The organism is Natribaculum luteum (assembly GCF_023008545.1).
Classification (GTDB): Archaea; Halobacteriota; Halobacteria; order Halobacteriales; family Natrialbaceae; genus Natribaculum; species Natribaculum luteum.
The window spans coordinates 2,910,871-2,922,038 of sequence record NZ_CP095397.1; the positions used below are offsets into that span (position 1 = coordinate 2,910,871).

General features: G+C 64.2%; 12 protein-coding genes and 1 tRNA gene. 8 read left to right on the forward strand and 5 right to left on the reverse strand.

The features are described from left to right. Positions 1 to 48: 48 nt before the first annotated feature. From mch to glmS, 4 genes are read right to left on the reverse strand one after another with little or no spacing between them, the layout of a single operon-like run. On the reverse strand, positions 49 to 1,101 hold the full coding sequence (mch, locus tag MU558_RS15100; RefSeq protein WP_246968035.1) for a 2-methylfumaryl-CoA hydratase: 1,053 nt from the start codon (positions 1,099 to 1,101) through the stop codon (positions 49 to 51). Continuing rightward, positions 1,094 to 2,368, reverse strand: a complete 1,275-nt coding sequence (locus MU558_RS15105; protein WP_246968039.1) for a methylaspartate ammonia-lyase — start codon at positions 2,366 to 2,368, stop codon at positions 1,094 to 1,096. Before MU558_RS15105 ends, mch begins: the two co-directional genes overlap by 8 nt. Beyond that, positions 2,358 to 3,812: a methylaspartate mutase subunit E gene (locus tag MU558_RS15110; RefSeq protein ID WP_246968042.1), complete on the reverse strand. Its 1,455-nt coding sequence runs from the start codon at positions 3,810 to 3,812 to the stop codon at positions 2,358 to 2,360. The genes MU558_RS15105 and MU558_RS15110 overlap by 11 nt, the downstream gene beginning before the upstream one ends. Next, positions 3,813 to 4,268, reverse strand: a complete 456-nt coding sequence (glmS, locus tag MU558_RS15115) for a methylaspartate mutase subunit S (protein ID WP_246968058.1) — start codon at positions 4,266 to 4,268, stop codon at positions 3,813 to 3,815. A gap of 142 nt (positions 4,269 to 4,410) precedes the next feature. On the opposite strand from glmS, the gene mct reads away from it, so the two are divergent. The 8 genes from mct to ddfA all read left to right on the forward strand — a co-directional run bounded on the left by mct (position 4,411) and on the right by ddfA (position 10,139). After that, positions 4,411 to 5,592 (forward strand): succinyl-CoA:mesaconate CoA-transferase, encoded by a 1,182-nt coding sequence (mct, locus tag MU558_RS15120; RefSeq protein ID WP_246968061.1) that lies wholly within the window; start codon positions 4,411 to 4,413, stop codon positions 5,590 to 5,592. Positions 5,593 to 5,646: 54 nt separating this feature from the next. Further along, positions 5,647 to 5,967: a DUF5785 family protein gene (locus tag MU558_RS15125; protein WP_246968064.1), complete on the forward strand. Its 321-nt coding sequence runs from the start codon at positions 5,647 to 5,649 to the stop codon at positions 5,965 to 5,967. 76 nt (positions 5,968 to 6,043) lie between these two features. Further along, on the forward strand, positions 6,044 to 6,805 hold the full coding sequence (locus MU558_RS15130; RefSeq protein ID WP_246968082.1) for a GTP cyclohydrolase III: 762 nt from the start codon (positions 6,044 to 6,046) through the stop codon (positions 6,803 to 6,805). Between the two features lie 119 nt (positions 6,806 to 6,924). After that, entirely contained in the window at positions 6,925 to 7,509 is a 585-nt protein-coding gene (locus MU558_RS15135) for a CBS domain-containing protein (protein WP_246968084.1), read from the forward strand. Positions 7,510 to 7,677: 168 nt separating this feature from the next. After that, on the forward strand, positions 7,678 to 8,898 hold the full coding sequence (locus tag MU558_RS15140; protein WP_246968086.1) for a phosphoglycerate kinase: 1,221 nt from the start codon (positions 7,678 to 7,680) through the stop codon (positions 8,896 to 8,898). Beyond that, positions 8,870 to 9,382, forward strand: a complete 513-nt coding sequence (locus tag MU558_RS15145; RefSeq protein ID WP_246968088.1) for a GNAT family N-acetyltransferase — start codon at positions 8,870 to 8,872, stop codon at positions 9,380 to 9,382. Before MU558_RS15140 ends, MU558_RS15145 begins: the two co-directional genes overlap by 29 nt. A 12-nt stretch (positions 9,383 to 9,394) precedes the next feature. Then, a tRNA-Thr gene (locus MU558_RS15150) sits at positions 9,395 to 9,468 on the forward strand. A 401-nt stretch (positions 9,469 to 9,869) separates the two neighbouring features. Next, complete coding sequence (gene ddfA, locus MU558_RS15155) at positions 9,870 to 10,139, forward strand: DdfA family disk-determining factor (RefSeq protein ID WP_246968090.1); 270 nt, start codon at positions 9,870 to 9,872, stop codon at positions 10,137 to 10,139. Between the two features lie 184 nt (positions 10,140 to 10,323). Here ddfA and MU558_RS15160 read toward each other — a convergent pair whose 3' ends face one another. Continuing rightward, complete coding sequence (locus MU558_RS15160) at positions 10,324 to 11,082, reverse strand: ribonuclease H-like domain-containing protein (RefSeq protein ID WP_246968098.1); 759 nt, start codon at positions 11,080 to 11,082, stop codon at positions 10,324 to 10,326. Between the last annotated feature and the right edge of the window lie 86 nt (positions 11,083 to 11,168).

Consider the following 11,168-nt stretch of genomic DNA (forward strand, 5'->3'; position numbering starts at 1 on the left):
GTATCTGGTAGATTCGATAGTTAACGTTTAATCGTTGTGTTTCTGGTCCTATTCGCCTCGCTTTCGGATCGCCGCCGTCCGGGTGCCGGAGTAGACGGGTTCGTCGTTCTGGTTGAACGCGATGTGCTCGAAGCGGACGGTGCCGGCGACGTCGCCATCGTTCTCGGCGTCGAGGACGCGCGTGAAGGCGTAGACAGTGTCGCCGGGCGTGACGAAGGTGTGGAACTTCTCGTCGTCGAAGCCGACCTCGCGGTAGGTCTCCTCGTCCGAGCGGGCGTGGCCGAGCGCGGTCGAGCGGGTCACGTCGCCGTAGGTGACGATGTCGCCCGAGGGCGAGTCAGCCATGACGTCGACGTTGTGGTGCTGTTTGGCCGTGTTCAGCGTCGAGAGCGGCAGGTAGGCGACAGTGACGTCGTCCTGGGTCCGTCCGCGTTCGTGACGGTAGGCGACCGCGGCGTCGCGGCCCTCGGCTTCCTCGAGCGCCTCGAGGAAGTCCTCGAAGTAGCCGCCCTCGGGCGTGACGAACTCACTGGGGAGGCCGGGTTCGTCTTCTTCTGGATTTTCGACCGCGCCCCCGTCCGTCTCGAGGGGCTGGCGTCGCGGGATCATGTTCGTGCGCTCGTACGAGCAGAGTACCTCGCCCGTCTCGGCGTCTTTCCCGCGGGTGCGCCAGGAGACGATGCCGTAGTTGGGGCGAGAACTCGAGGAGGCCCTGTTGACGACTTCGCTTTCGACGTGGAGTTCGGTTCCCGTGTACACCGCGTCGGTCGGGAACCGGACGTCGGTTCGGCCGAGGAAGTAGCCGCCTTTCTCGCTCAGGTCCTCGACGGTGATGCCGAGGGTGGCGGCCGTGAGATAGTCCGGGTGGACCGGCGGTTCCTCGAAGTCCCGGGCTTCGGCGACGTCTTGCCGCCAGTAGGCGGGGTCGTGGTTGAGCGTCTGGCTCATCCACGCCTCGTTGCCGTGGCGAGTCAGCGTGAGGCCGGGTTCGTGTTCGATGATCTGGCTCTCTTCGAAGTCCTCGAAGCAGTTGCCCTTCTCTTTGGTCTCGACCTGTTCGAGTGCCTGTGCGAACGTCTCGGGGTCAGTCCAGTCAGTCATCTGCAGTCACCTCGTCTTCAGTTTCGAGTCGCCCACGCCGTCGGCGAGCGACCGTGCGACGCATCTCGTTTTCGACGATCATGTACCCCTCGTCGAAGCCCATACCCGGTTTCGCGAGTACCTGGGCCGCGTTCGTCGCGAGCGCGACGTGGGCACAGGCACGTGCGGACGTCTCCGTCTCGTTGCAGGTGCCGCCGAGGTACGCGCGAGTGTCCGTCCCGTCGCAGTACTGGACGGCCCGAGCGCTTCGCTGGATGCCACCGAGGTCGGGTGTTTTCACCTGGACCACGTCGGCGGCACCCGCGTCGACGAACGCCTGAACGTCCTCGAAGGTGTTACACCACTCGTCGGCGACGACGTCGACGCCGACGCCGGCCTCGGCGAGTCCCTCGCGGAGTTCACACATCGCCTCGATCTGGGCCTCGCGGTCGCCGACGTCCATCGGCCCCTCGATCTGGATCGGGAGGTCGCCGGCGGCTTCCTCGAGGTCGGCGAAGTACTCGACGACCTCCGGGCGGTCGTAGGGCGCACCGAAGATCTCGCCGATCATCCCGTAGACGTCGATGTGGATCCGCGGTTCGTAGCCGTCGGGGCCGAGTTCCTGCGAGCGGGAGACGAGCCACTCGACGTACTCGAGTAGGGTCTCACCCTCCGAGCCGATCTTCTCTTCGGCGTTGATCAGTCCGTGGGGGAGGACGGGGACGCCCTTGATGAACATCTTCTCGGCGTTGACGTAGCGGTCGTCGCCGCTCTGGCCGAACACCGGGATCGGCTCCTCGGCGGGTTCGGTGTCGAGTTCGGCGGCTAAGACGTCCGTCCGGGTCGTCCCCTCGGCCTCGGCGGCCGCGGCGAGCAACGCCTGGGAGACGCCGTAGCGGATCGCCGTGTGAAGCCGGTCGCCCTCGACGACCATCTCCTCGAGCAGTTCCGCGTTCTCGAGGAAGTCCGTCGCGTCGCGGCCGACGAGTTCCTCGGCCACGGGTCCCTCGACGACGGGGGCGTACTCCTCGGCCTGGAAGAGCGGGTCGCGTCCGCCAGCACCGGAGTACTGGACGGCGGCGCAGTCGCCCCGAACCACGCTTCCGTCCTCGAGTTCGACGTCGACGATCAGGGCCTCGCCGGCCTGACGGATCGAGTCGAAGCCCTCGGTGACGGGCTCGCCCACGTAGGCGAAGCCGTCCTGGCTCGCTCCCCGCTTGATCGCGCGCTGGTCGTCGAAGTAAAAGCCCGAGAAGCCGGGCGTGGCGTGGACGGCCTCAATCCGCATTGCCGACACCTCCAGTGCCGCTGTGGGGACGACCAATCAGTTTCCCGTCGCTGATCGCGTCGACGTCGTCGGCGACCATCCGGAACGACTCCTGTCGTCCCTCGGTCTCGGCCCGCTGTGAGAGTCGCGCGCGGTGGATCTCCTTGATGTCGTCGTCCATCTCGAGGTCCGCCCACTCGAAGATGCGGACCCGGCCATCGTCGTCGCGTGCAGGGAGCACCGCACCCGCCGCGCTGTCGCTCGGGGCGAAGGGCACGTCGAGTGCACCGGACTCGAAGGCCTTGATTGTCCCCCAGGCGACGTCGCCGTCGCCGTGTTTCAGGATCGTGTCCATGAGACAGTGAGTCTCGCGTTCGATCAGTTCCTGCTCCTCGTCGATACCGTCGATGTCGATGTTCTGCTCGATCGCCATGTCGATGATCTGTCTCGTCGTTCGCAATCCGGCGGCGTTGGCCTCCTTGGTCGGCACACCCTGGAACTCCTGTGGGGACTTGGTGATGACCTTGTCGGGCTGGGCGATCGCTGCGGTCATCCCGCCGAGGCTGATGACGCCGTTGGCACGAGCCTCGTCCGGCGGGAACCCGCCCATCCACTCGTGGAAGACGGTCGTCACATAGACGTCGTCCGGGAGGTACTCGTTGCCCAGTTTCTTCAGGGCACGCAGGGCGGCGACGTCCTGGACGACGTTGCCGACCTGTCCGTATCCCAGCGTGACCGACCGGACGCCCTGGGTGGCCGCAAGCTGGCCCTCGACGATACCGATCGCGATCGCGATCGAGGGCGGGACGAGCGTCCCGGTCAGCGGACCGAACGGCTCGCGATTGATCCGGACGCCGCGTTCGGTGTACGCGCCGGCCAGCCGATCGACGAACTGCCAGTGTTCGATCGTCTCGGCGAGGCCGTGCTCTTTCGTGTAGGGGATGTTGTACGAGATCGGTCCGCCCTCGAAGCTCTGGAAGCCGCCCGCGAAGGTGATCGCCGCGAGCAGCCGAGCGTCGGGCGTGCCGTGGCGGACCTCGATCGGGGCGTCGATCGCCTCGATCAGGTTTCGGCAGCCGTCGACGCCGTGGTTGACGGCCGGAAAGCCGTTCAGGGTGTCCTCGCCCGTCTCCCGGGCCTTCTCGAGACCTTCCTGGGCTTTCCCGTACTCGTTGTCGCGCGTGTAGGAGTCGATGGTCGTCGGGAGGAGGTCCGCCTCGCCTTCACCGTGGAGGTACTCGAGCAGCTCGATCTGGTCGTCGAGTCGCGGGACGCCCGCTCTGGGCTGCAACAGCGGTTTGTCCGCGGACTCGAGCACCTCGGCGAAGCGCTTCTCGGCCGGAAGCGACTCGTGGTAGCGAATCGCCTCGTCGAAGTCGACGGCCGCACCCGTCGCCCAGTTGGATCGGATCTCGTCGTCGATACGCCGTAGCTCGTCGGAAGGAATACGCTCGTCTCGTATCATCTAGGAATTAACGGTAACACGCTCCGACTCTGTCGTCGTGATCTGCAAGTCGCGCTCCAGGGCGGCGATCGCCTCTTCGGGATCGGTCTCGGAGTCGAAGACCCGGTCGAACCCGAGGTCCTCGAACGTCGCCCGAGTCTCCTCGAAGTCGTCCTGGCCGACTGCGAGGTTGCCCCCGATGTAGGTGATCGCGTCGACGTCCGCCTCGGCGAGGACGTCGTGGAAACCCTGACAGTCCTGCTCGGCGTGACCGTAGAGCGAGGAGACCAGTACAGCCTCGGCGTCGTGGGCTTTCGCTGCCTCGGCGAACTCCTCCTGGGAGGTCTGTACGCCGAGGTTGACGACGTCGAAACCAGCTGCACTGAACGCCTGCTCGAGGATCGTGATCCCGACGACGTGCGCGTCGGACCCGATCACACCGAGGACGACCGTTCGGGTCATTGTATGGACAACCATGAGGAATGGGGCCTTAACTCTAATGGTTTTTCATGATAATACTCCTTATACAGCCTTGGACCCTCAGATTGTCACGTGTGAACACCATCATGATCTATAGTAAAGGTTTTTGCGTCCCTGTCTGCATTGTGGGGATACACGCATGGGAGCGCTCTCGAACTTACGCGTCCTCGATCTGACGCAGGTGCTTGCCGGACCGTACTGTACGATGTTGCTCGCGGACATGGGCGCAGACGTCGTAAAGATCGAGCGTCCCGGCGGCGACTTCATCCGGCCGAACCCGCCGTTCGTCGACGATCCCGACGAAGAAGCCTACGGCGGCTACTTCCAGAGCGTCAATCGCGGGAAGCGAAGCATCGAGCTCGACCTGGGCGACGACGACGACCGCGAGGCGTTCCTCTCGCTGGTGGAGAAAGCGGACGTCGTCATCGAGAACTATCGCGCGGGCACGATGGAGAAGTTCGATCTCGGCTACGAAACCCTGCGCGAGCACAATCCGCAACTCATCTACTCCTCGATTCGCGGCTTCGGCGACCCGCGGACCGGCGAGACCCACCGACAGGGCCAACCGTCGTACGACCTCATCGCCCAGGCGCTCGGCGGCGTCATGGAGATCACAGGTCAGGAGGACGGCCCGCCGACGAAAGTCGGCCCCGGCATCGGCGACCTCTTCACCGCGACGCTGAACTGCATCGGCATCCTCGCGGCGGTCAACCACCGCGAACAGACCGGCGAGGGGCAGTACGTCGACACGGCGCTGTACGACTCGATGGTCAGCATGACCGAGCGCGCCATCTACCAGCAGTCGTACACGGGAGAACCGCCGACGCGCCAGGGCAACTCCCACCCGACGCTGTTTCCCTTCGACGCCTTCGAGGCCGCCGACGGCCACGTCGTGATCGCCGGATTCGGGACCAACCACTGGACGGCCCTCTGTGAGGAGATCGGCCGCCCGGACCTCGCCGAGGAGTACCCCGACCGCGAGAGCCGCCTCGAGAATCGCGAGTACCTCCGCGAGGAGATCAGCTCGTGGACCACCGAACGGACCGCCGAGACGATCTGTGAGACCCTCGAGGGACGGGTCCCGGTTGCGCCCGTCCAGAACACGGAGGACATCTTCGCGGACTCTCACGTCCACGATCGCGACATGATCGTCCCGGTCGAACAGCCGGGTGCCGGCCGCGAGGTCGAGATCGCCGGCAACCCGATCAAGATGACCGAGACGCCACCGCGCGTGCGGGGCCGTGCGCCCTTGCTCGGCGAACACCAGGAGGAGATCCTCGGCGACGAGACCGCCGACGCGGAGACAGCCGCCGACGACTGATCGCCAGGCCGACAGAGAGTAACGTTTTTGCGGTGGCCACGCACATCACGGCGTATGGACTGGCCACACGATCCCGACGGCGAGGAAGGAAGCGAAGGGATGCGCAAGTACGATATGGCGATCATCGCGAAGAAAGTCGACGAGGAAGAGGACTTCCCGCTCGAGCGCGACGACCTCGTCGCGGAACACGGCGACGACCCCATCCGAATCAACCACCAGACGGTCGTCGCCCTGCGCGACATCTTCGAGTACGTCGACCAAGAGGAGTTCGAGACGATCACCGACATGCACAAGGCCGTCGGGAACGCGATGCGGGAAGGCGGCTTCTGGGAGTACCACCCTGAGGGCGCGAACCCCGAGAAAAAGCCAGCGTAATCGACGGCGGCACACGCCATCACGAATCTGGATTACGTATCACTTATACGAAGACAGACGGTACCGTTGGATACCCGTGACGAACACGCAGGTTACGCTCGTTCAAATCGACAACTACGGACCGTGGACGGTGACGCCGGAGCCACGGCGGGAGGCAGACCTTCAGACGCTGCAGTCGCGGCTGTACGCCGACATCTCGCAGTTCGTCGGCAACCGTGACGGCTACACCTTCTTCACGCGCTTCGACAACATGATCGCCGTCACGAACGGCCTCGACGTCGACGATCACGCCCTCCTCCAGGAATCGATCGGGAACCGATATCCCGTGACGCTCAGTCTCGGCGTCGCGACGGGAACCAGTCCCGCGCAGGCGCTTTCGGACGCCACCTCGCTCCTGCAGGAAGCCGGCAGTGCCCAGGACGCGAATCGTCGCGAGATCCTCGACGGTCGCGTCGTCGACGCGAACCACCGCACCGACGACGACGTCCAGATCGCACACTTCGACGTCAACGACGCCACCGGCGAGTACACGGACGAACTCAACGCCTTCGACAGCTTCATCGAGATCGAACAGGGCTACGCCGCGCTCATGAAGTACATGCGCCGGACCCACGACAGCCTCTCGTTTTTCGTCGGCGGCGACAACGTCATCGCCGTCTGTCCCGACCTCGAGCGAGACGACTACGAGGACGCCATCGCTCACGTCGAGGCGTCGGTCGGCGTCGAACTCAAAGTCGGCGTCGGCCGCGGGGAGACTGCACGCGCCGCCGGGATGGACGCCAAACACGCCCTCGAGACCTGTCGGGCGGACTGCTCTCGCGTGGAACTCGAGTGGTGAGACGACGGGAGACGAGACCGTCACAGAACTGTCGAAACTACCGAAAAGAAACCTTCGTCGGCCGATTTGATAAGCCTGCCGGAGGTAGTTTTTAGACTCCCTGTGGTCATTGTTCACACATGGAACCGGAACTGTCGGTCAGGGATGTCCTGACGAAAGAGTACGTTGCCGCAAGCGAGTCGGACACCGTCCTCGGTGCCGTCGAACTCATGCGCGCAGAGCACGTCGGGTGCGTCCTGGTCCTTCGCGGGTCGGATCCCGTCGGCATCATGACCGAGTGGGACGTCCTCGGTCTCGTCGACGACGAGAGAGATCCCGGAGAAACGCTCGTCGAGGACGTCATGTCGACGCCAGTGGTGACGATCGACGCCGACCGGTCGCTCACCGACGCCGCAGACACGATGTCCAGGGAGAACTTCCGTAATCTCGTCGTCTTCGACGGCGACAACCTGCTCGGCGTCCTCACACAGCGAGACGTGATCGCCGCTGCAGGGTCGTTCCAGGCAACGACCGCCCCGTCGCGATCCCAGGAGCCACCGATCGGCCAGCCCTCGAATACCGACACCGACGCCAAGTTACGTCCCAACGGTAGCGGTGGCGACGAGTACACGACGCAAGGCGTCTGTGAGGCCTGTGGCTCGCTGGCAGAGTCACTGTGGGAGTCGAACGGACAGCTCGTCTGTGCCGACTGCCGTACCGTCTGATACTGCCAGTCGTGCCTGGTTCCCGGCGTGACCGCGAGCGCGTCACAGTTGCGCCGAACTGGCGGACGATCGGCGTTACGAGAACGACCCCGGTTCCGTGCCAACAAATAACGCACTCTACCTTTTCGATGGAAAGACCTTTCGGTCGTGCCGGTGGACAGATCGGTAATGATCGCTACCCTCGACGACCTCGACGTTTCTGGGACGACCGTCGGGGTTCGGGTCGACGTCAACAGTCCGATCGGAGACGACGGGTCGCTCGCAGACGACGCTCGACTGCGCGCACACGTCGACACGCTCTCGGAACTGCTAGAGCGTGGCGGCCGCGTCGCCGTCCTCGCCCACCAGGGGCGGCCTGGCGGCGACGACTTCTCCTGTCTCGAACCCCACGCGGCTCGACTCTCGGATCTCCTCGGTCGTCCCGTCGACTACGTCGACGCGACGTTCTCCAGTGCCGCCAGAGACGCCGTCTCCTCGCTCGAGGACGGCGAGTGCGTCGTCCTCGAGAACACCCGCTTCTACAGCGAGGAGTACATGGAGTTCGAACCCGACCGTGCCGCTCGAACCCACCTCGTCGAGGGGCTCGCACCCGTCCTGGACGCCTACGTCAACGACGCGTTCGCCGCGGCCCACCGCTCACAGCCGTCGCTCGTCGGGTTTCCGACCGTCCTCCCCGGTTACGCCGGCCGCGTGATGGAAGCCGAACTCGACGTCCTCGGCAACATCGAGGAGACGCCCGAGCCGCGAGTCTACGTCCTCGGCGGGGCGAAAGTCCCCGACTCGATCGACGTCGCCTGGAGCATCCTCGAGAAGGGGCTCGCCGACCACGTCCTCACCGCCGGCGTCGTTGGAAACGTCTTCCTCATCGCCGACGGCGTCGACCTGGGGGACGCGAGCTCCGACTTCATCTACGATCAGGGCTACTGGGACGAGATCGACCGCGCTGCCGACTTGCTCGACGCCTACGGCGAGCAGATCGCGTTCCCGCGCGACGTCGCAGTCGCTCGAGACGGCGAGCGACACGAGATCGGCGTCAACGCCCTCCCGCCTCGAGAGGGAGAGGCAGCAATGGACGTCGGCGACTCGACGCTCACGTACTACCGGCGCATCCTCGAGGACGCCGGCACCGTCATCCTCAACGGTCCTGCCGGCGTCTACGAGGACGACAACTTCGAGAAGGGTACTCGCCAGCTGTACCGTGCGGCGACCGACGTCGAGGTGAGCATCGTCGGTGGCGGCGACACCGCGTCGGCGCTGCGTCACCTCGGCGTCGAGGGCTTCACCCACGTCAGCACCGGCGGCGGGGCCGCCCTGAAGATGCTCACCGCCGAACCGCTTCCCGCCGTTACGGCGCTCGAGAATGGCCCCCGACGAACAGCCGGTGATTGAACCGGCGACGCGAGAAGACGTCGAGACCCTCACCGACTACTGGGTCGACCTCGCCCGCGAACAGCGCCAGCACGATTCGCACGTCCTGCCGGACGCGAACCGCGAAACGATCGGTGAAACGCTCGCCGCACACCAGGTCGGTGGCGGGCTGCTGGTCGCTCGCGTCGACGGCGACGTCGTCGGGTTCGCCTCGTTCTCGCTCGAGCGGGGGACGTTTGCGCTCGATGCGACCCGTGGACTGCTCTCGAACCTGTACGTCCGTCCGGCGTATCGCGGACGGGGAATCGGGACGGCGTTGCTCGAGGCGACGGAAGAGGAACTCGCCCAGCGAGGGGCCGACGTCGTCACGCTCGAGGCGATGGCGAAAAACGACGCGGCGCGGCGCTTTTATCGCCGCAACGGGTACGATACCCATCGCGTGGCGATGGAGCGATCGCTCGACGACCGGAGCGAAAACGATACACACTCAAAGGAAGAGCAATAATCAACGGATCGCGCCAGGGGAGCATGGGCGGTTCATGCACTCGACTTGTAATCGAGACTTCCCGGGTTCAAATCCCGGCCCTGGCTTACTGTCGCGAACGAATTCGCGAGCAACAGCAAGGCAACAGTTTGAACCGCGCGAGACTTCGCTCGATCTCGCAGCCGGGTTCGATTCCGCCCCTGGCTTGACGTCGCGAACTAGCTACCACTTGCTCGCTGGAACTGATCGGTGAGATAGTATCGTTCAATAGAGTATTTTCCGTGGAAAGGGAAGACACCACGCCCGTAATCAGTTACTAACGGTCTCTATTTCTGTTTCTTCTCTTTCTTGAATAGTTCTGTATAAGACGACCGTACTAAGAATATCTCTATCGATGACGCCAAAATAGCCCCCAATGTATATAAATATGCATTAAAACACAAAAGAGCCCATTAGCTACGAGGAGGGCCCACAGGATTTATATCTGATCGGGTGAACCCACCTTCCAATGCTACTATCAGTGGAACGTTCGGGCGAAAGCATTCCCCTTAGTTTCAAGATCATTAACGCAATTGCCGAACGAGAAGGAGTAGAGGCGACCGAGATCGAACCACCGGAGTACGAAGCCCTTTACGACGTTCTCAATCCAGAAGCGCTCGACGCACTGTTTGCGCCTCGAGAAGACGGGACACCTCGCAGTTCCGGGCGAGTAGCGTTTTCCTACTGTGGATACGACGTCGTCGTCACGAGCGACGGCGACGTCGAGATCCTCGACTGAGTTGCTGGTCACACATCTGTACCCCGTCTCGGCTACTGCAAGGGACGAGGAGCCGTTCTCGTCACAACGGAGATCGGTCGCGATCGACGGCCACCGCGATCGTACCGACACCGAGAACGCGTAGAATCCAGCTCCAGCTTTCGCGGTCGCACTGATCGGCGACGTCGCCGGTTGGGCAGTCTCGTCATCCGCGCTGGGTGGCAGCCACCGACTCGAACACGTCGTCGTGGAGTCGACTGGTGACGACGTCCATCAGCGTCTCCAGGTTAGCCGTATCGGCGCGGTTGTACTCGACGAGCGTCTCGAGGGCGCCGTCGTCGCCGCGCTCGTACTCGCGCCAGAGTCGGACCGCGTCGCGACCCGAGATGTCCGGTCGGTCGCGATCGATGCCGACGTCCCGTTCGATTCGTTTTAACCCGCCCTCGAGCCCGAGTCTGCGACACGGATACATGAGGTCGACGTGGGGTAACGAGGCGTCGACGTCGTAGCACGTTTCGAGAAAGGGGACGTCGAAGCGCTTTCCGTTGAACGTGACGAGCAGCGACGCCTTCTCGAGTTCGGCCTGCAATCGCGTCGCGGTCAGATCGCGGTCTCTGACGAAGGTCGTCGTCTCGCCGCCGCGGTGGACGCTGACCGTCGTCACCTCGTGGCGGGTCGCGTCGAGACCGGTCGTCTCGATGTCGAGAAAACACGCGTCCTCGCGTACGTTCTCGTACAGTCGCCAGTGACTCGAGGTGGGAAACGCGTCGGCGAAGTAGGAGACGTCGCCGGCCTCGAGGCGAGCGTGGGCGTCGTCGATGAACGACTCGATGCGGTCTGCGACCGTCGGTCCGACGACGCTGCCGTCGAACTCGTCCCAGTGGGTGACGCCGTGTGCCCACAGGTCCCGTTCCGTCTTCTCACCGACGCCCCGGACGGGGATGAAACTGTTCTCGATTCGCACGTTCGTTCAGGTGCATCGCCCCGTCAAAAACGCTTGGATCACGTTCGACGAGCCGACGAACGCGTGACACGTACCGATCGCGCGGG

Bases quoted from the DNA above. Each gene is read 5' to 3' on its own strand.
- mch (WP_246968035.1), bottom strand. From the start codon at position 1,101: ATGACTGACTGGACTGACCCCGAGACGTTCGCACAGGCACTCGAACAG.
- MU558_RS15110 (WP_246968042.1), bottom strand. From the start codon at position 3,812: ATGATACGAGACGAGCGTATTCCTTCCGACGAGCTACGGCGTATCGAC.
- MU558_RS15125 (WP_246968064.1), top strand. From the start codon at position 5,647: ATGGACTGGCCACACGATCCCGACGGCGAGGAAGGAAGCGAAGGGATG.
- glmS (WP_246968058.1), bottom strand. From the start codon at position 4,268: ATGGTTGTCCATACAATGACCCGAACGGTCGTCCTCGGTGTGATCGGG.
- MU558_RS15145 (WP_246968088.1), top strand. From the start codon at position 8,870: ATGGCCCCCGACGAACAGCCGGTGATTGAACCGGCGACGCGAGAAGAC.
- MU558_RS15140 (WP_246968086.1), top strand. From the start codon at position 7,678: ATGATCGCTACCCTCGACGACCTCGACGTTTCTGGGACGACCGTCGGG.
- MU558_RS15135 (WP_246968084.1), top strand. From the start codon at position 6,925: ATGGAACCGGAACTGTCGGTCAGGGATGTCCTGACGAAAGAGTACGTT.
- MU558_RS15105 (WP_246968039.1), bottom strand. From the start codon at position 2,368: ATGCGGATTGAGGCCGTCCACGCCACGCCCGGCTTCTCGGGCTTTTAC.
- mct (WP_246968061.1), top strand. From the start codon at position 4,411: ATGGGAGCGCTCTCGAACTTACGCGTCCTCGATCTGACGCAGGTGCTT.
- ddfA (WP_246968090.1), top strand. From the start codon at position 9,870: ATGCTACTATCAGTGGAACGTTCGGGCGAAAGCATTCCCCTTAGTTTC.